Origin of the sequence: Bradyrhizobium sp. CW1 (assembly GCF_023100665.1) — a bacterium.
In the GTDB taxonomy this organism is placed as follows: domain Bacteria; phylum Pseudomonadota; class Alphaproteobacteria; order Rhizobiales; family Xanthobacteraceae; genus Bradyrhizobium; species Bradyrhizobium canariense_D.
On the sequence record NZ_CP064684.1, the window covers coordinates 1,900,294 to 1,921,530 of the forward strand.

Sequence of the window (21,237 nt, forward strand, 5' to 3'; positions counted from 1 at the left end):
GCTAGGCCCTTGTTGTGTAACGCCAGCTGCCTCGCCTCGCCGCCAGCGGCTGCGTGGAGTACTCATCAGCGGATTCCGGTCCGCCTGATGCATCGTGGCTCGGTCGCGAATGGCCATGCTGGGGGAAAGCATGCAAGCACATCATGACCGTCTGGCGCTCGCTGTCACAGACAGCCCCCAGTCGGTCACGTCGACCGGATGCGTCGATGCGTCCCACGATCTCGAAATCGGTCCATGTACGACCCAACTGCGGTTGCTGATCGTTGCGGGTTTCGCCATGACGCTGCTCAGCGCAACGCTCGCCTTGGGCTGGTGGAACGCTTTTGGCGATTACGACACGACGGTCGGCTATGCCGGCGTGGTGGCGTTCGCCGCGATGACCGGCCGGCTGATCTGGATGCTCCCCGCCGAGCGGGCATCGGTGGTGATCGTCACCCCCTATGGCATTCGCGACCTTCGCATCGGCAATGAATTTCTGCTGTGGGACTCGATCGCGGAGATTTCGGCTGAAGAACGCCGCGGGCGCAAGGTGATCGTGCTGACGCCGACGCCGGCCTTGCAGAGGCAGCTCTGCAGCATCCGCGGCTTGGCCCGCGGTGTGACGGACGATCGCATCGTCATCCGGTCGGAGGGCCTGGCGACCGATTTTGATACACTGCTGCGCGTTTGCCGCGACTGTCACGCCGCCGGCGGTCCACGCACCGCATTGCAGCAGGAAGATGAACGCGCCACGCAAGGCTTCGCCGCACAAGCGTCATAAGATCGCCGTTCGCAGACGGCTATGATGCGGCGCCGGATGAACGCATCCCCGGTAATGCCCGGATGTTGCGAGCGAGTGACATTTTCTGGAAATGAGCCAATATAGACAAAGATTCGCTCAAATATCAGGCAGGTGCCTGTTCGTAACTCACCCTGTGCCTACGTTGTGCGTTGCGCCGAGAAGGCGCCCGGGTGTCGAATGATCGTCATGTGCTCACGCTGATTCGAGAGTGGCGCTAAGGAACGGTCCGGTCGCTGCTTTCGTTCAATTGTGTAGCGGAACTCACGCGGAGAGGGATCATGTACAACGATTCTCTATTCAACGCTTTCGCTAAGTCGTTCGAGGCGAGAAGCCAACACGACATGTCGATGGCGGAGTATCTGGAATCGTGTCGAAGCGATCCCATGAAATACGCAAACGCGGCCGAACGACTGCTAGCAGCGATCGGTGAGCCCCAGACGATTGACACGGCCAAGGACCCACGCCTTGGCCGTATTTTTTTGAACCGCACGATCCGCACCTATCCGGCCTTCGCCGGCTTCTACGGCATGGAAGAAACCATCGAGCGCATCGTCGGTTTCTTCCGTCACGCGGCGCAGGGCCTCGAAGAGCGCAAGCAGATCCTGTATCTGCTCGGTCCGGTCGGCGGCGGCAAATCCTCGCTCGCCGAGCGGCTCAAGTCGCTGATGGAGGTGCATCCGATCTACGTGCTCAAGGCCGGCGACGAGCTCTCGCCCGTGTTCGAAAGCCCGCTCAGCCTGTTCGATCCGGATCAGCTCGGCCCAATGCTGGAAGAGAAATACGGCATTCCGCGCCGCCGTCTCACCGGCCTGATGAGCCCGTGGTGCTACAAGCGGCTGGAAGCCTTCGGCGGCGACATTTCCCAGTTCCGGGTTGCAAAGATCCAGCCGTCGCGGCTGCGCCAGATCGGGATCGCGAAGACCGAGCCGGGTGACGAGAACAACCAGGACATTTCCTCGCTGGTCGGCAAGGTCGACATCCGCAAGCTCGAAACCTACGCGCAGAACGATCCCGACGCCTACAGCTATTCCGGCGGCCTCAACCGCGCCAACCAGGGCGTGCTCGAGTTCGTCGAGATGTTCAAGGCGCCGATCAAAATGCTGCACCCGCTGCTCACCGCGACGCAGGAAGGAAACTATATCGGCACCGAGAATATCGGCGCGATCCCCTTCACCGGCGTCATCCTTGCGCACTCCAATGAAGCCGAGTGGTCGAGCTTCAAGGCCAACAAGAACAACGAGGCCTTCATCGACCGCATCTGCGTGATCAAGGTGCCGTACTGCTTGCGGATCACGGAGGAGCAGAAGATCTACGAGAAGCTGATCCAGGGCTCCGAGCTCGCGGCCGCGCCTTGCGCGCCCGCGACGCTGGAAACGCTGGCGCGGTTCTCGGTGATGTCGCGCCTGCGCAAGCACGAAAATTCCACGATCTACGCCAAGATGAGGGTCTACGACGGCGAGAGCCTGAAGGAGACCGATCCGAAGGCGCGCAGCGTCCAGGAATATCGCGATGCCGCCGGCGTCGACGAGGGCATGGACGGTGTTTCCACCCGCTTTGCCTTCAAGATCCTGGCTGCGACCTTCAACCACGATCCGCAGGAAGTCGCCGCCGACGCCGTGCATCTGATGTACGCGCTGGAGCAATCGATCAAGCGCGAGCAACTGCCCGAGGAAGTCGAGAAGCGCTACCTCGAATTCATCAAGGCCGACCTTGCGCCGCGTTATGCCGAGTTCATCGGCAACGAGATCCAGAAGGCTTATCTCGAATCCTACTCGGATTACGGCCAGAACCTGTTCGACCGCTACGTCGACTACGCCGATGCCTGGATCGAGGACCAGGATTTCAAGGACGCCGACACCGGCCAGCTGCTGGATCGTGAGCTTTTGAACCAGGAGCTGACCAAAATCGAGAAGCCGGCGGGCATCGCCAACCCGAAGGATTTCCGCAACGAGGTGGTCAAATTCTCGTTACGGTCGCGCGCCCAGAACGGCGGCAAGAATCCGACCTGGATCTCCTACGAGAAGATTCGCGATGTGATCGAAAAGCGGATATTCTCCCAGGTTGAGGACCTGCTTCCGGTCATCTCCTTCGGGTCGAAGAAGGACGGCGAGACGGAGAAGAAGCATGGCGAGTTCGTCGCACGCATGGTGGAGCGCGGCTACACCGAGCGTCAGGTTCGCCGGCTCGTCGAATGGTACATGCGCGTGAAGCAGGCCGGTTGAGGCGGATGGAAAAGTGCCGATTCACATTATTGACAGGCGCCTGAATCCAGGCGGCAAGAGTCTCGAGAACCGGCAGCGGTTCTTGCGTCGGGCCAAATCCCTGGTGCAGGGCGCCGTCAAGAAGACCTCGCAGGAACGCGACATCAAGGACGTCCTGGAGGGTGGCGAGGTCACCATTCCGCTCGACGGCATGCACGAGCCGCGTTTCCGCCGCGACGGCGGAACGCGCGACATGGTGTTGCCCGGAAACAAGAAGTTCATCGAGGGCGACTATCTCCAGCGCTCCGGCCAGGGCAGTGCCAAGGATTCCGGTCCGGGCGAAGGCGACAGCGAGGACGCCTTCCGCTTCGTGCTCAGCCGCGACGAATTCGTCGATCTCTTCCTCGATGACCTCGAACTTCCTGATCTCGCCAAGCGCAAGATCGCGCAGACCGAGAGCGAGGGCATCCAGCGCGCCGGCTACACCACGTCGGGCTCGCCATCCAACATCTCGGTGAGCCGGACGGTTCGGCGCGCAATGGCGCGCCGTATCGCGCTCAAGCGTCCCAGCAAGGAGGAGATCGAAGAGCTTGAATCCGCCATCGCTGCCTGCGCAGATGAGGACGAGCGTCTGCTGCTGCTAGCCCAGCTCGAAAAACTGAAGGCGAAATCCAAGCGCATTCCCTTCATCGATCCGCTCGACATCCGCTACCGCCGCTTCGAGACGGTTCCAAAGCCCGTTGCCCAGGCTGTGATGTTCTGCCTGATGGACGTGTCGGGCTCGATGTCCGAGCACATGAAGGATCTCGCCAAGCGCTTCTACATGCTGCTCTACGTATTTCTGAAGCGCCGCTACAAGCATGTCGACATCGTCTTCATCCGCCACACCGATCGCGCCGAGGAGGTGGATGAGCAGACCTTCTTCTATGGCCCGGCTTCCGGCGGCACGCTGGTCTCCAGCGCGCTGCAGGCCATGCACGAGATCGTGCGCGAACGCTTCAGCCCGTCGGACTGGAATATCTACGCTGCGCAAGCTTCCGACGGCGACAATTCCTATTCCGACGGCGAGCTCGCGGGCATGCTGCTGACCGACAAAATCCTGCCGGTCTGCCAGTTCTTCGCCTATCTCGAGGTCGGCGAGTCCGGCGGCAGCGCCTTCGATCTGTCCGACTCCTCGCTCTGGACCCTCTACGAGCGCTTGCGCAACAGCGGCGCACCGCTCTCGATGCGCAAGGTCAGCGAGCGCAGCGAAATTTTTCCGGTGTTCCACGATCTGTTTCAGCGCCGCGACACTGCCCAGGAGAAAGCCGCTCCATGACGGAACGCTTGTTCGAAGGCGCCGATTGGGATTTTCACACCTTGCAGCGCATCACGGATGCCTGCGAGGAGGTGGCGACGAAAGATCTCGGGCTCGACGTCTATCCGAACCAGATCGAAGTCATCACCGCGGAGCAGATGCTGGACGCCTATTCGTCGGTCGGCATGCCGCTGTTCTACAAGCACTGGTCGTTCGGAAAGCACTTTGCGTATCACGAGGCCTCATACCGCAAGGGCCTCATGGGCCTCGCCTATGAGATCGTGATCAACTCCTCGCCCTGCATCTCCTACCTGATGGAAGAGAACACGGCGACGATGCAGACGCTGGTGATCGCGCACGCCGCCTTCGGCCACAATCACTTCTTCAAGAACAACTATCTGTTCAAGCAGTGGACCGACGCCGATGGCATCCTGGACTATCTGGATTTCGCCAAGAACTACGTCATGCAATGCGAGGATCGCTACGGCCGCGTGGAGGTCGAGCGCACCCTCGATGCCGCGCATGCGTTGATGTCGCATGGGATCGACCGCTATCCCGGCAAGAAGAAGCTCGACCTCCGCGCCGAAGAGAAGCGGGCAGGGCGCCGCCGCCAGCACGAGGAGGAGGTCTTCAACGACCTCTGGCGCACCGTGCCGGCGGGAAAGAGCAAGACCCGGTCCGCGCTCAGCATCGAACGCCGCCGCAAGCTGCTCGGCCTGCCGCAGGAGAACCTGCTGTATTTCCTCGAGAAGAGCGCGCCGCGGCTGGCGCCCTGGCAGCGCGAGCTGTTGCGCATCGTCCGCCACATCGCGCAATATTTCTATCCGCAGAGCCAGACCAAGGTGATGAACGAGGGGACGGCGACCTACGTCCACTATCGCATCATGACCAAGCTGCATCAGCAGGGCCGCATCAGCGACGGCAATTTCCTCGAATTCCTGCAGTCGCACACCAATGTCGTGTTCCAGCCCGAATTCGATGACCAGCGCTTTTCCGGCTTTAATCCCTATGCGCTCGGCTTCGCCATGATGCAGGACATCGAGCGCATCGTCACCAGGCCGGAAGACGAGGACCGCGAATGGTTCCCGGACATCGCCGGCAAGAACGACGTGATGGGCGTGCTGCGCGACGTCTGGGCCAACTACCGCGACGAGAGTTTCATCGCCCAGTTCCTGAGTCCGAAGCTGATGCGGCACCTCCGCATGTTCCACCTGCATGATGACCCCGAGGAACGCGCCGGCATCCGGGTCGACGCCATTCACGACGAGCGGGGCTTCCGCCGCGTTCGGCGCGAGCTGGCACGGCAGCACGATGTCGGCTACATCGACGCGAATATTGAGGTGGTCGACGTCGATCTCTCCGGCGACCGGCGGCTGATCCTGCATCACCATGTCATCAAGGGCGCGCAGCTCAACGAGACCGACGCCAAGCGCGTGCTCCAGCATCTGGCCGATCTCTGGACCTACGACGTCGCACTGATCGAGGTCGACGCCAATGACAAGGTGCTGCGCGAATATGTCGTGAGCCCGCGCCCGATCTCGGCGGTGGCCTGACGCTGCTGACTATGCGGAGCAATACGGCGAGATGCGCGTTGATGCGCCCTCGCCCCTTGTGGGAGAGGGCGGCGACGCTCGGAGACACAAGCTCACTGCGGTGAGGGGTATCTCTCAACGTTTCCCGTGTCGATAGAGACCCCTCATCCGGCGCTTCGCGCCACCTTCTCCCACAAGGGGAGAAGGAAAGCGTTCGTGGCTCCACAACGGCTGTTCTATCCGGAACGTTTCGCCGGCTTCTTCTTGGACGCATTCAGCGCCACGGCTGCGCGGATCAGCGCCTTCAACGCCTTCTCGTTGATCTTCTCGCCTTCGCGAATATCGATCGCGCGCCGCACGTTGCCGTCGAGGCTCGAGTTGAACAGGCCGGCTGGATCGTCCAGCGCTGCGCCCTTGGCAAACGTCATCTTCACCACGGCCTTGTAGGTCTCGCCGGTGCAGATGATGCCGTCGTGCTCCCACACCGGAACGCCGCGCCATTTCCATTCCTCGACGACGTCAGGATCGGCCTCCTTGATCAGGCCGCGGATTCGTCCGAGCATGTCGCCGCGCCAGTCGCCGAGCTCCTTGATCCTGCCGTCGATCATCCTGGATGGCGAAGCGCCATCCGCCTTCGTCGCGCTGCTGTTTTTCACGGTGACGGCCTTCTTCATGTTCACGCCTCTTGTCGGGCGCCGCGGCGGCGGCCGAGATATGGCAGCGCGAACATGTAGAGTCCGGTCGCAAGCAATGGGATCAATGGGACGAAGGCGAGCAAGCCGATCCACGTCGCCTGGACTTGCAGCGTCAGGGCGACGATGTTGGCGATGACGGCAAGCGTGAAAGCGATCGACAGCCAACGATGGATCTGTCGAACCCACATGTTTCCGGTCAATGAAACCTCCTCTTGAGATGATTGAATGAAGGCCGGCGGCCGAGCTAGTCTGCCCTTGCCAGCAGCTCGTCCAGCTTGGCGAGAAACTGCTTCCAGCCGGCATGCGCGCCGCCAAAAGCCTGCTTCTGCGTCGGGCTGAAGCCCGCTTGCTCGACGCGCAGATGCGTGCCTGCGCCCGCCGGCGTCAGCGTGAAGGTCACGACACTCTTGAGATCGAACGCCGCGTCGTCATGCGAGAAATTCCAGGTGTAGGCGAGCGTCTTCTGCGGCTCGATGGTGAGGACCTCGCAGTCCAACACGCCGCCCCACTCGCCGCGAAGGTTGAAGCGGTGGCCCACGGTCGGCTTGAAGTCGTTCTTCATCAGCCATTCCTCGATCAGATGCGGCTGCGTCAGCGCGCGCCAGATCCGCTCTGCCGGAAAGGCATATTCGCGCTCGACGACGACAGATCGGGTTTCGGTGGGGGATTCGTTCATTGGTCCATCCTCTTCAGGAGATCGTCGAGCGCATCGAGCCGGTTCTGCCAGAATCCGGTCATCTGGCTGGTCCAGTCGATCAGCGGATTGAGCGCGCCGGGCTGGGCGCTGTAATGCGTCTGCCGCCCTTGATGCCGGTCGCGCACCAGACCAGCCTGCTTCAGCGCGCCGAGATGTTTTGAGACTGCGGGCTGGGAAACGCCCGACAGTGCTGTCAGGGCTCCGACCGTCTGTTCGCCCTCGCGGCACAATCGCTCGAAGATCGCCCGACGAGTGGGGTCGGCGAGCGTCCTGAACAGAAGGTCGTGGGCGATGGCGGGCATAAAATCCATAACCTGCAAGTTATGGATATATTCATAACCCTGGGGTTATGGGTACGTCAAGGGGGATGTCGAGCGCGCGCTCCTACGGCCGCAGATAGAGATAACCCTGCGACTGGAGCTCGGCCAAACGGACGACGCCACCCTTCTCCGCGCTGACGAAGCCCGGCAGGAGATCCGTGAGCGTGACGTTCTGCGCCTTCATCGTGTTGCCGCAGGCGGCAAGCTCGACGCCATCCTTGGAAAAATCGCCGACGCGCTTGCTAATGTCAGGGTTGGCCTGCGCCGAGTGAAACGCCTTCAGTGCCGGGCCGTGGATCACCAGCGCGATCGTCACATGGTCGGGGCCGCCGACGCCATCGATGTGGTTCTGGATGTTGCCGAGGACGAAGTTGACCTTCTCGGCATCGCTCAGGTGATAGACCACCTTCAGCTTGTTGCCCGTGCCGGCCTCGGTCGCGGCCTTCGCGCTGGAGGCGCCAAGTGCCGCGCCCAGGCCTGAGACGGCGCTCCACAAGATGTTCCGGCGGTTCATGACGATCTCCCCTCGATTGTGCCGGACACATATCATTTGTGGCGGAGCGCGGCGAGTTCCTTGCGGTCGGTCACGAGCGAGGCGCATTCCTTATTGTCCGTTCGATCTAGGCGGAAAATCCCGTCGTCGGCCCCGGCGACCAGTGACAGTTCGGCATCGTCGTCCGGCTTGTTGTTCTGCCAGACCCTGACCCGCGCCAGCCGCACGATCGCCGATTTGTCGTCCTTCGAGAGCGCGACGCCGATGCCGCCGCCCTCGCAGTCGACGCCGCAACCGAGGCGGATTTCGGTGCCGTCCTTGGTGAACACAGCGTGATGACAGGAGCCGCTGGAATCGAAATCGCCGGAGCGGTGACGATATCTGAAGCCGAGGCGGAAGGAGTTGTGGAACTGCTTGTCTTCGGTGTCCATCTCCGCCGAGATCAGCAGCTTCATCGAGGCGACCTTCTGCTTCGGATGGTGCGCCAGATGCTCGGCATCGTAGCGGCGCACGAAGCAGGCATAGGCCTTGTTGCCGGGTTCGCCGGCATACATGCGCGCGTTGAAGGTTTCGGCTTCGGCCTTGATGGCCTCACGGATATCGTCGGCCTCCTCGGCGTGAGCGGCGCCGCCGAGCGCGGCAAGGAAGACGGCCGCAACGAGAAAAGACTTCATGATGGCCTCGCGTGCAGCAGCTGAGCTGTACGCTGTAGACGCAGCCCCGGTGCGACGCGTTCAACGTCCGCACAGCTGACAGCATCATCGCAGGGCGGAGCGAGGTGATTAGTTCCACGCCGGGCATTAGTCGTCGGTGGGGTCCTGAAGGTTCATTCGACGTGACGCCTTCGCCTTTCGGAACTCGGCGCCTGCGATTCCACGGACATTGCCCGATTCCATCGATGTGATAGCCTTCACAGACGATCGCCTTTGGCAGTCGTAGGCTGGGGTCTGCCTTTGCAAGTTTGTGGAGTCCCCGCAATGGGCGAAATTCGCAACTTCAGATCCGGGAATGACGAGCCGCCTTCGCACGGCCCTATGCCTCGTCGCCTCGCGGCCATCATTGTCGGTGACATCGCTTCCTACAGCCGCCTGATGCAGGCCGACGAAGAGGGCACGCACGTCCGCGTCAAGCGGATCGAGCGGGATCTCATCCAGCCCAGCATCGTCGAGCACAACGGAAGTCTGGTGAAGACGACGGGCGATGGCTTCATCGCGATTTTCGACAGTCCGGTCGAGGCCGTCCGATGCAGCATCGTCATCCAGCAGAATCTCATCGGCCGCAACGCCTCGCTTCCGAAGAACACCCGGATCGAGTACCGGATTGGCGTCAATCTCGGTGACGTCATCGTGGAGCCTGACGACGTCTACGGCGACGGCGTCAATATCGCCACGCGTATCGAGGGCATCGCCGAGCCAGGCCAGGTCTTTATCTCCGGCGCGATCTACGAGCAGATCAAGCACAAGGTCGTGTGCGGTTACGAGTCGCTCGGGGACCGCAAGGTCAAGAACATCACCGATCCCGTGCGCGTTTATAAAGTGCTGCCGGATGCAGACGCGGTCGGCAGGACGCGGGGGCGGCGCGAGAATGCCCTGATCTTTCTCCTGGGTATCACGCTGTCGGTGATGGCCGCCGGCGTGCTGTGGTATCTTCTGGCTCAGGCGCCGGGCAGGGTAGGCGAGCAGGCCGCCGTCACTCCCGCCTCTCCTGCCGCATCGCCGAGCCCGCAGCCTCCGCCGCGCGAAGCGGCGCCGCAGACGCCGCAGCCTTCTCCCTCGTCGGCTTCATCATCTCCATCGCCCGCTCCGGCGCCAAATCAATCGACGAGTCAATCGGTAAGTCAATCGCCGATTCCCGTCCGCGAACCCGAGATGGTCGCCATTCGCGGCGGCAGCTTTGCGATGGGAAGCAACGACGACCCGACCGAGCGTCCCGTCCATCAGGTGACGGTGAAGCCGTTCTCGATCAGCAAATATCCCGTGACCGTGCAGGAATGGAACGAGTGCGCCGCTGCAAAGGCGTGCAGCTTCACCGCCATCGGCAAGGACGATGCGCCGGTCAGCAATGTGAGCTGGACCGACGCGCAGCAATATGCGGCCTATCTCGCCAAGGCGACGAAGAAGACGTATCGGCTTCCGAGCGAAGCCGAATGGGAATATGCCGCGCGGGGCGGAACGCAGACCAGATATTGGTGGGGCGACAAGCTGCAGCCGGGCATGGCCGGTTGCAAGGATTGCGGTGATCTCGCGGCCGAGCAGCCAGCGAAAGTCGGCAGCTTCAAGCCGAACCCGTTCGGGCTCCACGACATGGGCGGCGGCGTCGATCAGTGGGTCGAGGACTGCTGGCACAAGACCTATCAGGGCGCGCCCACCGACGGCTCGGCATGGAGCAGCGGGGACTGCAGCGCTCATGTCCTGCGCTCGGGCTCCTGGAAGAACGATTCGAGATATGTGCGGCCGTCCAACCGCGATGGCTACGACACCAATGTTCGTTACCCCACGCACGGATTCCGCGTGGCGCTCAGTCCTTAAGTGGTGGAGTTGGTTTGATGCAGATCCTTCGTTGCGTCGCGCTGGCGGCGGCGCTCGCATTGCTTCCGGGGGCAGCCTTTTCGCAGGGCAAGGCAGCGCCCAAGGACGCAAAGCTCTATTTCATCACCCCGCGTGACGGGCAGAAGGTGCGCGGCGGATTCTGGGTCCGGTTCGGCTTGCGCAACATGGGAGTGACCCATGCCGGCGACGAGTACCAGAACGCCGGTCACCATCATCTGCTGATCGACGTCAACGACCCCATCGATCCCAAGGAGCCGATCCTGCAGGACAAGTCGCATCTGCATTTCGGGGCAGGGCAGACCGAAACGCTGCTCGAGCTTCCGCCCGGGACGCACACGCTTCAACTCGTGCTGGGCGATGCCAAGCACTATCCGTTCGAGCCGCCCATCGTGTCGGAGAAGATCACCATACGCGTCCGGCAGCCGGCCGCGGCACGATAGGCAATCACCGCAGGCTGGCGTTGAACTTGTCCAGCGCCGCCGAGCCGGGGCAGAGCGTGTCGGCTTCCAGCGTGTTGAGCGGCGTTTCGACCGTGTTGAGATGCTCGTGCAGGTCTTCCGCGTCGGGATCGACATAGAGCAGGCCGGTGACGATCTGTCCCTTGGCGGCGTGCTTTTGCAGGAAGGTTTGGGCGCCGAGCCGGTCGTGCGGATCGTAGTCGGCATCGATCTTGCGCAGCGCGATCCTGCTGCCGTCATGCTGCTCGACCATTTGCACGGTGCCGGGTGCGTAATCCACCGCAATCGGATCGCGGCTGACCAGCACATCGAGCCGGTTCACCGCGTCATTGTGCTCGCGGACATAGTCGAAGCTCTTGGTCGAGCCGGCATGGTTGTTGAAGGCGATGCAGGGGCTGATGACGTCGATGAACGACGCGCCCTTGTGGCGGATCGCGGCCGCGATCAGCGGCACGAGCTGGGTCTTGTCGCCGGAGAACGAGCGCGCGACGAAAGTCGCCCCCAACTGCAGCGCGATCGCGACGAGGTCGATGGCGTTGTCGGTGTTGGTGACGCCCTTCTTGGACTTCGAGCCGCGGTCGGCGGTCGCCGAGAACTGGCCCTTGGTCAAACCGTAGACGCCGTTGTTCTCGACGATATAGGTCATGTTGACGCCGCGCCGGATCGAATGCGCGAACTGGCCGAAGCCGATCGAGGCGGAATCGCCGTCGCCGGAGACGCCGAGATAGATCAGGTCGCGATTGGCGAGATTGGCGCCGGTCAGGACGCTGGGCATGCGGCCGTGCACGGAGTTGAAGCCGTGCGAATTGCCGAGAAAATAGTCCGGCGTCTTCGACGAGCAGCCGATACCCGAAATCTTGGCGACCCGGTGCGGCTCGATCGAAAGCTCATAGCAGGCCTCGATGATGGAGGCCGTGATCGAGTCATGGCCACAGCCGGCGCACAGCGTCGAGATCTTGCCCTCGTAATCGCGATGGGTGTAGCCGAGCTCGTTCTTCTTCAGCCCGGGATGGTGGAATTTCGGCTTTGCAATGTAGGTCATGACACGGCCTTGCGGAGCGGGGTCACCTTGATGTGATCCTGGTGGTCGCCAATGGCTTTTGCGATGAAGCGGGCGGTGATCGGCGAGCCGTCGTAATGCACGATCGGCACCAGCCGCACCGGGTCGATGCCGTTTTCGTTGACGATGAGCTGGCGCAGCTGGCTGTCGCGATTCTGCTCGACTACATAGACGAAATCGTGCTCGGCGAGGAAGCTCGCCACGCTGGAGTGGAACGGGAAGGCGCGGATGCGCAGGCGGTCGAGCTGATGCCCGCGCGCTTCAAGCAATCCGATCGCCTCGTCCATCGCCGGCGTGGTCGAGCCGAAATAGATCACGCCGTATTTGGTTGGCCGTTCCGCATTGGCCTGGAGCGGCCGCGGCACCAGATCCTGCGCGGTCTCGAACTTGCGCATCAGGCGCTGCATGTTGTCGGCGTAGACCGAGCCTTCTTCGGAGTAACGCGCATAGCGGTCACGCGACGTGCCACGGGTAAAATAGGAGCCCTTGGTCGGATGCGTGCCGGGATAGGTTCGGTAGGGGATGCCGTCGCCGTCGACGTCGAGATAGCGGCCGAAATCGCGGCCTTCGTCCAGCATCTCCGCGGTCATCACCTTGCCGCGGTCATATTGCTTGGCGTCGTCCCATTTCAGCGGACGGCAGAGCCGGTGGTTCATGCCGATGTCGAGGTCGAGCATCAGGAAGATGGTGGTCTGGAGCCGCTCGGCGAGATCGAAAGCCGCGGCCGCGAACTCGAACGCTTCGGCGGGATCCTCCGGGAACAGCAGCACATGCTTGGTGTCGCCATGTGAAGCATAGGCGCAGGCGATGATGTCGCATTGCTGGGTACGGGTCGGCATGCCGGTCGAGGGACCGGCGCGCTGGATGTTCATGATCACGGCCGGGATTTCGGCGAAATATGACAGGCCGATGAACTCGGTCATCAGCGAGATGCCGGGGCCGGAGGTCGCGGTGAAGGCGCGCGCGCCGTTCCAGGAGGCGCCGATCACGATTCCGATCGAGGCGAGCTCGTCCTCGCCCTGCACGATGGCGTATTTCGCCTTGCCGGTTTCCGGGTCGTGCCGGTACTTCTTGCAGTGCGCGGTGAAGGCCTCGGCCACGGACGAAGACGGCGTGATCGGATACCACGCGCACACCGTGGCGCCGCCATAGACGGCGCCGAGCGCGGCGGCGCTGTTGCCTTCGATGAAGATGCGGTCGCCGACCTTGTCGGACTTCTTCACCCGCAGCCCGGTCGGGCATTTCAGGTTTTGCAGTGCCCAGTCGCGGCCGAGATGCAGCGCGTGGACGTTGGACGAGAGCAGCTTCTCCTTGCCCTTGTACTGCTCGCCGATCAGCTGCTCGATCAGCTTCGGATCCATGTCGAGCAGCGCCGAGAGCGCCCCGAGATAGATGATGTTCTTGAACAGCTGGCGCTGGCGCGGATCGGTATAGGTCGAGTTGGTGATCGCGGTCAGGGGGACGCCGATCACGGTGATGTCGTCGCGGAATTTGGTCGACGGCATCGGCTTGGTGGAATCATAGAACAGATAGCCGCCGGGCTCGATGCCGGCGACGTCCTTGTCCCAGGTCTGCGGGTTCATGGCGACCATCATGTCGACGCCGCCGCGGGCGCCGAGATGGCCGTCTTCGGTCACCCGCACCTCGTACCAGGTCGGCAGGCCCTGGATGTTGGAGGGGAAGATGTTACGGGGGCTCACCGGAACGCCGTGGCGCAGGATCGCGCGCGCAAACATCTCGTTGGCGCTGGCCGAGCCGGATCCGTTGACGTTGGCGAAGCGGACGACGAAGTCGTTTACGCTGCTGATCGGCTTTTTGTCGGACATGCTGAACCTGCGTGAGTCATCTCGATCAAATATTTCTGCATGTCCCAGGCGCCGGTGGGGCAGCGCTCGGCGCACAGCCCGCAATGCAGGCAGACATCCTCGTCCTTCACCATCACCCGCCCGGTCTTGAGGTCGCTGGAAACATAGAGATCCTGGTCCGGATGCAGCGAGGGTGCTTTCAGGCGCTGACGGAGATCGCCTTCCTCGCCGTTGTCCGTGAAGGTGATGCAATCCATCGGACAGATGTCGACGCAGGCATCGCACTCGATGCAGAGCGAGGTCGAGAACACGGTCTGGACGTCGCAGTTCAGGCAGCGATGAGCTTCGCCCAGCGCCAGCTTGACGTCATAGCCGAGCTCGACCTCGGTGCGGATGTCCTTCAGCGCGATCACCTTGTCGCGATGCGGCACCTTGTAGCGCTTGTCGTTGGAGATGTCGTTGTCATAGCTCCATTCGTGGATGCCCATCTTCTGCGAGGAGATGTACACGTCGGGCAATGGCCGCTCGGTGATGTCCTCGCCCGAGAGCATTTTGTGGATCGACAGCGCGGCGTCATGGCCCTGCGCCACCGCCCAGATGATGTTTTTCGGCCCGAACGCGGCGTCGCCGCCGAAGAACACCTTCGGGTTGGTCGAGACGAAGGTTTGCGGATCGACCTTGGGCATGTGCCATTTATCGAACTCGATGCCGCAGTCCTGCTCGATCCAGGGGAAGGCGTTCTCCTGGCCGACCGCGACCAGCACGTCGTCGCATTCGATGGTCTGGTCCGGCTCGCCCGAGGGCACGAGGTTGCGGCGGCCCTTGGCGTCATATTCGGCCTTCACCTTCTGGAAAGTGATGCCGATGAGCTTGCCGTTGTCGTGGACGAAGGCTGTGGGCACGAGGAAGTTGAGGATCGGGATGTCCTCGTGGAGCGCATCTTCCTTCTCCCAGGGCGAGGCCTTCATTTCCTCGAAGCCGGAGCGTACGACGACCTTCACCTCTTCGCCGCCGAGGCGACGCGCAGTGCGGCAGCAATCCATCGCGGTGTTGCCGCCGCCGAGCACGATGACGCGCTTGCCGATCTTGTCGGTATGACCGAACGAGACCGAGGACAGCCAGTCGATGCCGATATGGACGTTGGCGGCTGCTTCCTTGCGTCCGGGGATGTCGAGCTCGCGGCCGCGCGGTGCGCCGGAGCCGACGAAGATTGCGTCGTACTTCTCCGCGAGCAGCGCCTTCATGCTCTCGATGCGATGGCCGCCCTTGAAGTCGACGCCGAGACCCAGGATGTAGCCGGTCTCCTCGTCGATGACCGAATCCGGCAGGCGGAATTTCGGGATCTGCGAGCGCATCATGCCGCCGGCTTGGGCATCGGCGTCGAACACGGTGCAGTGATAGCCGAGCGGCGCGAGATCGCGGGCGACCGTCAGCGAAGCGGGACCACCCCCCACGAAGGCAACGCGCTTGCCGTTCTTGGCCGAGGGGCGCGGCAAGCGCTGCGTGATGTCGTCCTTGAAGTCGGCGGCGACGCGCTTCAGGCGGCAGATCGCGACCGGCGTCTCCTCGACGCGTCCGCGGCGGCACGCCGGCTCGCATGGACGATCGCAGGTCCGTCCCAGAATTCCGGGAAACACGTTCGATTTCCAATTGATCATATAGGCGTCGCTGTAGCGGCCTTGGGCGATCAGTCGGATGTATTCGGGAACGGGAGTGTGCGCAGGACAGGCCCATTGGCAATCGACCACTTTGTGAAAGTAGTCGGGGGCCGCAATATCGGTCGGTTTCATTCCTACCCTGTCCGCGCAGGCTCAAAGACCCCGCGGCCTTTTCTTGAGCTTGCGAACGCTAACGCGCGGCGATCTGGTTTCTGAATGACGTCATTAGGTTAGCTTATTAGAACCGCTCCGAAGTACAACGGCAAATTTCGCGCTTCCCCTCTTTCATGGGAGCTACGCGCGCACAGCATTAACGGCCGTGCGCAGTATGTGGCGGTGCAGCATGTTGCGATGCGTCCGATGGCTTAGTTGCGCGCGATGTCGCTCTTCGCGAGGTCCCACATCAGGCAGTAGGAGCCGACCGACACGGGAAGCGGGAATGGCGAGGCGGCAGGGCCGGTGAAGCGCTCGGCGATCACGGACGAGACCGCGCCGACATGCGTGCCGTCGATCAGCACGAACCAGTCGCGCGCGCCTTCGTTGCGCACCGCCGGAATATCCGCGGTCGCGCCTGATAGTTCCGGCTCGCTTTCGAGCAGATGCATGGAGATGATGCCGTCGTGTTTTTCCGGCGCCAGCCGTTCTTGCAGTGCGTCACGCCACGCGACTGCATTGTCCGGCGTCGGCCGCAGCCGCACGAGGCCGAGCGCCGCGCCGCGTCCGGTACCGTTGCTGATCGTGATGCGGGCGACCACGCGGAGCATGTCCTTGAAATGCGCCATGCTCCGCCGCGACCATTCGGTCTGATTGGCGAGCCTCGCCCGGTAGGCGGGACTGTCGAGCACGTCGAGCGTCGCGGTTGAATACAGCGAGAGATATTTGGGATTGGCGGCGTGCGCGACATAGCGCCGCGCTTCGAGAAAGCCCTCGATCGCAACGCGCTCTTCCAGATGCTCGCGATCGTACCAGCGGTTGAAATCGGGTTCATTTGGAACGTCGATATTCATCGACGTGAGCAACATGCCCTTCCCGGCGAGTGGCATTTTCTTGTCCCGCTATCGCGAAATCTTCGAAGCGATATCTGCGATCGACTTCATGACCGCGTCCCGCACGCCGGTATCATAGAGCGAATGGCCGGCTTCTTCCACGATGCGAATCTCGGAACCCGGCCACACTTTCGCGAGCGCCTGCGATGTCTCGGGAGGGCACAACAGATCGTAGCGGCCCTGGACGATGATGCCGGGAATGCCGTCGAGCTTGCCGGCGTTCCGCAACAACTCGTTCTCCGTCATGAAGCTGTCTTGGACGAAATAATGCGCCTCCATGAACGGCGTCGCCGGCAATGTGCGCCACACGTTCAGCGACGCCAGATCCAGCCGTGTCTTTGCCGCCTTGTGCTCCGACAAGGCGCGTTCGGTATCGTGCCAGGCGCGCGAGGCCGGGCCATGCACCGCCGGATCGGGATCGAGGATGCGGCGATAGTAGGCTTCCACCGGTTGCGCGCGCTCCTCGACCGGCAGCACGCTCAGAAAATCGTCGTAGAGCGCGGGGTAGAATTGCGACAGGCGCGAGGTGAAGGCGATCTCGACTTCAGCACGCGTGCCGAGAAAGGTCGCGCGCAGCGCAATTCCGGAGACGCGCTCGGGATGCGCCTGCGCATAAGCCAGCGCCAGCGTCGCGCCCCAGGAGCCGCCGACCACCATCCAGCGCGCGACGCCGAATTTCTCGCGGATCTTTTCCATGTCCGCGATCAGATGCTGTATGGTGTTGTGCTGGCGCGATCCCTTCGGCCGGCTGCGACCGCAGCCGCGCTGGTCGAACAGCACGGCATGGAAACGGTCGGGATCAAACAGGCGGCGGTGGTCGGGCTGGCAGCCGCTGCCGGGGCCGCCATGCAGATAGACCGCGGGGATGCCGTCGGTGCGGCCGACGCTCTCGACATAGAGTTCGTGGCCGTCGCCGACGTCGAGCATTTCGGAGGTCAGCGGTGCAAAGGGATCGGCGCGCTTGACTGAGCTGGCCGCGTCGGCGTCAGGCACCATTCTCGGATTCCAGGGTGCCGCCGGCGAAATTGCGATAGAGGAAGCGGTTGGTTTCGCCCTCAGCCTCGCGCTCGGCCTGCTTGAAGATGGTCTCGTGCAGCGGCGACAGCGCGCAGGCGGGATCGGTGTTGGCGGCGTCGCCGGTCAGCGCAAAGGCCTGGCAGCGGCAGCCGCCGAAATCGATCTCCCGGAATTCGCAACTCTTGCACGGCTCCTTCATCCAGCCGGTGCCGCGGTAGCGGTTGAAGGCGTCCGAGTTCTGCCAGATCCAGGCGATCGAATGGTTGGAGCGCACGGATTCGAAGTCGAGCCCGGTGATGCTCTCGGCGGCGTGGCAGGGCAGCACCTTGCCGGCCGGCGAAATGTTGAAGAACTGCCGACCCCAGCCGCCCATGCACTTCTTCGGCCGCAGCGCGTAATAATCGGGCACGACATAGTCGATCGTGAGCCGGCCCTTCAGCCGCTCGCGCGCCTCCTCGACGATGCGGGTGCACTCGTCGAGCTGCGCCACCGTCGGCATCAGCGCGGCGCGGTTCTTTAGCGCCCAGCCGTAATATTGGACATTGGCGACCTCGAGCCGGTCGGCGTCGAGGTCCACCGACATCTGGATGATATCAGACAGCTGGTGCAGGTTTTGCCGATGCATCACCGCATTCACGGTGAGCGGCAAATCGAGCTCGCGCGTCCATTTTGCGACTTCGAGCTTCTTGCGGTGCCCGTTTTTGTAGCCGCCGACGCGGTCGGCGAGGGCTTCTTCAACGCCCTGAAAACTGATCTGGACGTGGCAGAGCCCGGCATCGGCAAGTTCGCTCAGCCGCTCGCGCGTCAGCAGCACCGCCGAGGTGATGAGGTTGGTGTAGAGCCCGACGTCGCTCGCATGCTTGACCAGTTCGACCAGGTCTTTGCGCGCCGTCGGCTCGCCGCCGGAGAAATGCACCTGCAGCACGCCGATCTCGGCGAGCTCGCTCAATACCTTCTTCCATTCCTCGGTGGTCAGCTCCTTGCCCGAGCGGTCGAGCTCGACCGGGTTGGAGCAGTAGGGACATTGCAGCGGGCAGCGATGGGTGATCTCGAGCAGCACGGCGAGCGGAATGCCGAATGTCTCTGCCGTCGAGCGGCTCTTCTCCAGCACCGCGAGGCTGTCGCTGGCGTCGGGCGGGATGGTGGGATTGCCGAGCACATCGCTCATGACGTCTTCTCCCGGGCCTCCGTGAGAAAGCCCTTGTCGGCGAGATCCTGCAGCATGACAATGACGTCGGCCAGGATCGCCTCGCGCGGCGCGGCGTATTTTGCCGCGAGTTGGTCGGACATTTCGCCGACATTGCGCTCGCCGTCGCAGAGCTGCAAGACCTCGACCGCGATCTCGTCCGGCGCCAGCACGCGTTCGGGCGCCAGGATCACCCAGACTTTTCGCGTCTCGTCATATTTCAGCTTGGCGTGCCGCGGCAGAACCGGCCGGCTGGTCTCGCTGACGCTGATGTGACGCGGCTCGGCCATCGCTCGTTCCTTAGCTCGCCTTTTGGTGTTCTTGGGGCACGAACGCGCCCGGCGGAATGTGGCCCTCGACATAGGCGTGCTGGAGTGCGTCGAGCTGCACCCATAGCACGTTGGTCTTGAAGATCAGCGCATTGCAGACGGACGCGCGTTGCTCGGGCGTGGTGGCATGCGCCTTGACATAGTCGAGCGCAAACCCGGCGTCGCGCGGCGCCTGCGCCAACCGGCGGTTGAAGTAGCTCATGATATCAGGATTGACGAAGTCGTAGTGCTCCAGCATCCCGGAGATGCGCTCTTCGTGCAGGTTCGGCGCGAACAATTCGGTGAGCGAGGACGCGATCGCCTCCAGCGGCGACTTCTCGCGGCAATAGTGCACATAGGCTTCCACCGCAAAGCGCGTCGCCGGCAGGATGCCTTCGGTCGATTCCACGTAAGCTGTGTCCAACCCGAGGCCTTCGGTCAGCTTCAGCCAGCGCTCGATACCGCCTTCGGAGCCGATGTCGCCGTCATGATCCTCGATGCGGTGGCGCCATTCCAGCCGCGTGGCGCGGTCGCGGAAGCGCGAGATCACCACCGCGTCCTTGATCGGGATGGTGCTCTGGTAATAGTAGCGGTTCAGCGCCCAGGCCTGCACCTGGCCCTTGTTGAGCTTGCCGCCATGCAGCAGTCTATGGAACGGATGCAGGCTGTGATAGCGCGTCGCACCGATGTGACGCAGCGCCGCCTCCAGCTCCTCGGCGCTAGTGAGCCTGATGTCCTTGCCGATCGAGAGCGCGGTCATTCCAGTCAGTGACGCGGCATTCACAGCACGATCTCCGTTCCGTCCGCGGGTATCTGCCAGCCCGCCGCTTCAGCGGCCTTGCGCTCCGGGGAAGCGGGCAGCAGCGCCGGATTCGAATTATTGATATGCAGAAATATCTTCCTGTCGAGTGTGAGGTCGGCGAGCCGCGCGATGGCGCCGTGGTCGCCGGACATCGCGACGTGGCCCATGCTTTTGCCGGTCTTGTGGCTAAGCCCGGCCTTGATCATCTCGTCGTCCTGCCACACCGTGCCGTCGAAGAACACCAGCGCAGCGCCGTCGATCTCGGCCTTGAGCGCGTCGGTGACCTCGGCGCAGGCGGCGATGAAGTAGAAGCATTTGCCGGTTGCTTTGTCGGTGATCTTCAGCCCCAGCGTATCGCCTTCGCCGCTGTCGCCGCCCGGATGCGTCTTGCCTTCCAGGTACCAGGCCGATTTGCCCGAGACCGCGAAGGGCAGCACCTCAAGTCCTGAGCGCGCCCCGTCCGGCAGCCGCGGCTCGAACGGCTCATTGATGTCGACCGGCAGGCGCTGCACGTTTTTCTCGTTCAGCACATTGAAGATGCTGTTCGCCTTCAGGATCGCCAGCACCTTCTCGTGCGCATAGACCGTGAAGGGCGAACCCTCGCGCATCGACAGCAGGCCGGCCACTGCGTCCACCTCGCTGTTGGTCAGGATCACGCCTGCGATCGGCGTATGGCGCAGCGCGCCTGCCTTCGGATGCAGCTGTGGCGTCGCATTCAATTGCTGGCGGAGGTCGGGGGAGGCGTTGATCAAGAACCAGTGCTCGCCGTCGCCGCTGAAGGCGACCGAGGCTTGGGTCCGTTGCAGCTCTTGGCCGTTATCACGGGCCGTCCGGCAGCCCTCGCAGCCGCAATTCCATTGCGGCACTCCGCCGCCGGCTGCGGCGCCCAGGACGACGACGCGAAGCATGATCCGTCTCCTGGAGGCAATGTCGCGAGGTGGACCTCACGCAAACACAAATCCTGTCTTCCGGACATGCATCGTGACCGAAAGATCCACCTGCGCAGAACGCGAACTCACCAACCGCTTACTTGCGGGTGGCGCTCACATACATGTTGATTTCCATGCCACAGGGCACTTCGACGATCTTCGGGGCTTTCCAGGCCATTTTCGGCTCTCCATTTTCGAGAATTCGGACGTATCCGCCCAATCCTTAAGTTAGTGTGGGTGGAAAAGTTCGCCAGTGAAATTTTCCCGAGAAAGCCATGTTGCGGCGCAAAAAATGCTGCCGGAACGATACTTGCTGGTGATGCTGCCTTGCGCCCGGCGCATTCGGTCGCGAACCCTCTCCTGATAAAGCGGTTGTGAGTGCAGTGCAGCTTTCAATCCGGTA

22 protein-coding genes are annotated in these 21,237 nt (G+C 62.7%); 6 read left to right on the plus strand and 16 right to left on the minus strand.

Annotated elements, in window-relative coordinates; genetic code table 11:
* Positions 1-109 precede the first annotated feature (109 nt).
* From IVB54_RS09225 to IVB54_RS09240, 4 genes are all read left to right on the plus strand, one after another.
* Positions 110-760 carry a hypothetical protein gene (locus IVB54_RS09225; RefSeq protein ID WP_085351899.1) on the plus strand — a complete coding sequence of 217 codons (651 nt, stop codon included), beginning with the start codon at positions 110-112 and terminating at the stop codon, positions 758-760.
* 299 nt (positions 761-1,059) lie between these two features.
* Complete coding sequence (locus IVB54_RS09230) at positions 1,060-3,003, plus strand: PrkA family serine protein kinase (protein WP_018454065.1); 1,944 nt, start codon at positions 1,060-1,062, stop codon at positions 3,001-3,003.
* 19 nt (positions 3,004-3,022) lie between these two features.
* A complete protein-coding gene (locus IVB54_RS09235; protein WP_026232663.1) occupies positions 3,023-4,300 on the plus strand; it encodes a YeaH/YhbH family protein in 1,278 nt (425 codons plus the stop codon).
* A complete protein-coding gene (locus tag IVB54_RS09240; RefSeq protein ID WP_007613791.1) occupies positions 4,297-5,832 on the plus strand; it encodes a SpoVR family protein in 1,536 nt (511 codons plus the stop codon). Before IVB54_RS09235 ends, IVB54_RS09240 begins: the two co-directional genes overlap by 4 nt.
* A 215-nt stretch (positions 5,833-6,047) precedes the next feature.
* Here the strand turns inward: IVB54_RS09240 and IVB54_RS09245 are convergent, their stop codons facing one another.
* The 6 genes from IVB54_RS09245 to IVB54_RS09270 all read right to left on the minus strand — a co-directional run bounded on the left by IVB54_RS09245 (position 6,048) and on the right by IVB54_RS09270 (position 8,690).
* Entirely contained in the window at positions 6,048-6,485 is a 438-nt protein-coding gene (locus tag IVB54_RS09245; protein ID WP_085352024.1) for a DUF1801 domain-containing protein, read from the minus strand.
* 2 nt (positions 6,486-6,487) lie between these two features.
* On the minus strand, positions 6,488-6,706 hold the full coding sequence (locus IVB54_RS09250; protein ID WP_085385331.1) for a hypothetical protein: 219 nt from the start codon (positions 6,704-6,706) through the stop codon (positions 6,488-6,490).
* A 44-nt stretch (positions 6,707-6,750) separates the two neighbouring features.
* Positions 6,751-7,182, minus strand: a complete 432-nt coding sequence (locus IVB54_RS09255) for an SRPBCC domain-containing protein (protein WP_085361497.1) — start codon at positions 7,180-7,182, stop codon at positions 6,751-6,753.
* Positions 7,179-7,505 carry a metalloregulator ArsR/SmtB family transcription factor gene (locus IVB54_RS09260; protein ID WP_085361496.1) on the minus strand — a complete coding sequence of 109 codons (327 nt, stop codon included), beginning with the start codon at positions 7,503-7,505 and terminating at the stop codon, positions 7,179-7,181. Before IVB54_RS09260 ends, IVB54_RS09255 begins: the two co-directional genes overlap by 4 nt.
* A gap of 82 nt (positions 7,506-7,587) precedes the next feature.
* A complete protein-coding gene (locus IVB54_RS09265) occupies positions 7,588-8,037 on the minus strand; it encodes a DsrE family protein (RefSeq protein WP_085385332.1) in 450 nt (149 codons plus the stop codon).
* A gap of 32 nt (positions 8,038-8,069) precedes the next feature.
* Positions 8,070-8,690, minus strand: a complete 621-nt coding sequence (locus IVB54_RS09270; protein WP_018454073.1) for a hypothetical protein — start codon at positions 8,688-8,690, stop codon at positions 8,070-8,072.
* 303 nt (positions 8,691-8,993) lie between these two features.
* On the opposite strand from IVB54_RS09270, the gene IVB54_RS09275 reads away from it, so the two are divergent.
* Positions 8,994-10,544, plus strand: a complete 1,551-nt coding sequence (locus tag IVB54_RS09275; RefSeq protein ID WP_085385333.1) for an SUMF1/EgtB/PvdO family nonheme iron enzyme — start codon at positions 8,994-8,996, stop codon at positions 10,542-10,544.
* Positions 10,545-10,561: 17 nt separating this feature from the next.
* Positions 10,562-11,005: a DUF4399 domain-containing protein gene (locus IVB54_RS09280; protein WP_018454075.1), complete on the plus strand. Its 444-nt coding sequence runs from the start codon at positions 10,562-10,564 to the stop codon at positions 11,003-11,005.
* 4 nt (positions 11,006-11,009) lie between these two features.
* Here the strand turns inward: IVB54_RS09280 and IVB54_RS09285 are convergent, their stop codons facing one another.
* The 10 genes from IVB54_RS09285 to pqqA form a co-directional block, all read right to left on the minus strand.
* Positions 11,010-12,065 (minus strand): 2-oxoacid:ferredoxin oxidoreductase subunit beta, encoded by a 1,056-nt coding sequence (locus IVB54_RS09285; RefSeq protein ID WP_085351892.1) that lies wholly within the window; start codon positions 12,063-12,065, stop codon positions 11,010-11,012.
* On the minus strand, positions 12,062-13,909 hold the full coding sequence (locus tag IVB54_RS09290) for a 2-oxoacid:acceptor oxidoreductase subunit alpha (RefSeq protein WP_085385335.1): 1,848 nt from the start codon (positions 13,907-13,909) through the stop codon (positions 12,062-12,064). The genes IVB54_RS09285 and IVB54_RS09290 overlap by 4 nt, the downstream gene beginning before the upstream one ends.
* Positions 13,879-15,678, minus strand: a complete 1,800-nt coding sequence (locus IVB54_RS09295) for an FAD-dependent oxidoreductase (RefSeq protein WP_247295015.1) — start codon at positions 15,676-15,678, stop codon at positions 13,879-13,881. Before IVB54_RS09295 ends, IVB54_RS09290 begins: the two co-directional genes overlap by 31 nt.
* Before the next feature lie 233 nt (positions 15,679-15,911).
* A complete protein-coding gene (locus tag IVB54_RS09300; protein WP_247295012.1) occupies positions 15,912-16,589 on the minus strand; it encodes a DUF4286 family protein in 678 nt (225 codons plus the stop codon).
* 12 nt (positions 16,590-16,601) lie between these two features.
* Positions 16,602-17,588, minus strand: coding sequence for a prolyl aminopeptidase (gene pip / locus IVB54_RS09305; RefSeq protein WP_247361130.1), 987 nt, complete (start codon positions 17,586-17,588; stop codon positions 16,602-16,604).
* Positions 17,578-18,777, minus strand: coding sequence for a pyrroloquinoline quinone biosynthesis protein PqqE (gene pqqE, locus IVB54_RS09310; RefSeq protein WP_018454081.1), 1,200 nt, complete (start codon positions 18,775-18,777; stop codon positions 17,578-17,580). The genes pip and pqqE overlap by 11 nt, the downstream gene beginning before the upstream one ends.
* Positions 18,774-19,085, minus strand: coding sequence for a pyrroloquinoline quinone biosynthesis peptide chaperone PqqD (pqqD, locus tag IVB54_RS09315; RefSeq protein ID WP_247295006.1), 312 nt, complete (start codon positions 19,083-19,085; stop codon positions 18,774-18,776). Before pqqD ends, pqqE begins: the two co-directional genes overlap by 4 nt.
* 10 nt (positions 19,086-19,095) lie before the next feature.
* On the minus strand, positions 19,096-19,887 hold the full coding sequence (gene pqqC, locus IVB54_RS09320; protein ID WP_247295004.1) for a pyrroloquinoline-quinone synthase PqqC: 792 nt from the start codon (positions 19,885-19,887) through the stop codon (positions 19,096-19,098).
* Positions 19,884-20,813 carry a pyrroloquinoline quinone biosynthesis protein PqqB gene (gene pqqB / locus IVB54_RS09325; protein WP_085361488.1) on the minus strand — a complete coding sequence of 310 codons (930 nt, stop codon included), beginning with the start codon at positions 20,811-20,813 and terminating at the stop codon, positions 19,884-19,886. Before pqqB ends, pqqC begins: the two co-directional genes overlap by 4 nt.
* Before the next feature lie 118 nt (positions 20,814-20,931).
* A complete protein-coding gene (pqqA, locus tag IVB54_RS09330) occupies positions 20,932-21,012 on the minus strand; it encodes a pyrroloquinoline quinone precursor peptide PqqA (RefSeq protein ID WP_007595659.1) in 81 nt (26 codons plus the stop codon).
* Between the last annotated feature and the right edge of the window lie 225 nt (positions 21,013-21,237).

Bases quoted from the DNA above. Each gene is read 5' to 3' on its own strand.
- IVB54_RS09225 (WP_085351899.1), top strand. From the start codon at position 110: ATGGCCATGCTGGGGGAAAGCATGCAAGCACATCATGACCGTCTGGCG.
- IVB54_RS09230 (WP_018454065.1), top strand. From the start codon at position 1,060: ATGTACAACGATTCTCTATTCAACGCTTTCGCTAAGTCGTTCGAGGCG.
- IVB54_RS09240 (WP_007613791.1), top strand. From the start codon at position 4,297: ATGACGGAACGCTTGTTCGAAGGCGCCGATTGGGATTTTCACACCTTG.
- IVB54_RS09245 (WP_085352024.1), bottom strand. From the start codon at position 6,485: ATGAAGAAGGCCGTCACCGTGAAAAACAGCAGCGCGACGAAGGCGGAT.
- IVB54_RS09255 (WP_085361497.1), bottom strand. From the start codon at position 7,182: ATGAACGAATCCCCCACCGAAACCCGATCTGTCGTCGTCGAGCGCGAA.
- IVB54_RS09260 (WP_085361496.1), bottom strand. From the start codon at position 7,505: ATGCCCGCCATCGCCCACGACCTTCTGTTCAGGACGCTCGCCGACCCC.
- IVB54_RS09265 (WP_085385332.1), bottom strand. From the start codon at position 8,037: ATGAACCGCCGGAACATCTTGTGGAGCGCCGTCTCAGGCCTGGGCGCG.
- IVB54_RS09270 (WP_018454073.1), bottom strand. From the start codon at position 8,690: ATGAAGTCTTTTCTCGTTGCGGCCGTCTTCCTTGCCGCGCTCGGCGGC.
- IVB54_RS09275 (WP_085385333.1), top strand. From the start codon at position 8,994: ATGGGCGAAATTCGCAACTTCAGATCCGGGAATGACGAGCCGCCTTCG.
- IVB54_RS09280 (WP_018454075.1), top strand. From the start codon at position 10,562: ATGCAGATCCTTCGTTGCGTCGCGCTGGCGGCGGCGCTCGCATTGCTT.
- IVB54_RS09285 (WP_085351892.1), bottom strand. From the start codon at position 12,065: ATGACCTACATTGCAAAGCCGAAATTCCACCATCCCGGGCTGAAGAAG.
- IVB54_RS09290 (WP_085385335.1), bottom strand. From the start codon at position 13,909: ATGTCCGACAAAAAGCCGATCAGCAGCGTAAACGACTTCGTCGTCCGC.
- IVB54_RS09295 (WP_247295015.1), bottom strand. From the start codon at position 15,678: ATGAAACCGACCGATATTGCGGCCCCCGACTACTTTCACAAAGTGGTC.
- IVB54_RS09300 (WP_247295012.1), bottom strand. From the start codon at position 16,589: ATGCCACTCGCCGGGAAGGGCATGTTGCTCACGTCGATGAATATCGAC.
- pip (WP_247361130.1), bottom strand. From the start codon at position 17,588: ATGGTGCCTGACGCCGACGCGGCCAGCTCAGTCAAGCGCGCCGATCCC.
- pqqE (WP_018454081.1), bottom strand. From the start codon at position 18,777: ATGAGCGATGTGCTCGGCAATCCCACCATCCCGCCCGACGCCAGCGAC.
- pqqD (WP_247295006.1), bottom strand. From the start codon at position 19,085: ATGGCCGAGCCGCGTCACATCAGCGTCAGCGAGACCAGCCGGCCGGTT.
- pqqB (WP_085361488.1), bottom strand. From the start codon at position 20,813: ATGCTTCGCGTCGTCGTCCTGGGCGCCGCAGCCGGCGGCGGAGTGCCG.
- pqqA (WP_007595659.1), bottom strand. From the start codon at position 21,012: ATGGCCTGGAAAGCCCCGAAGATCGTCGAAGTGCCCTGTGGCATGGAA.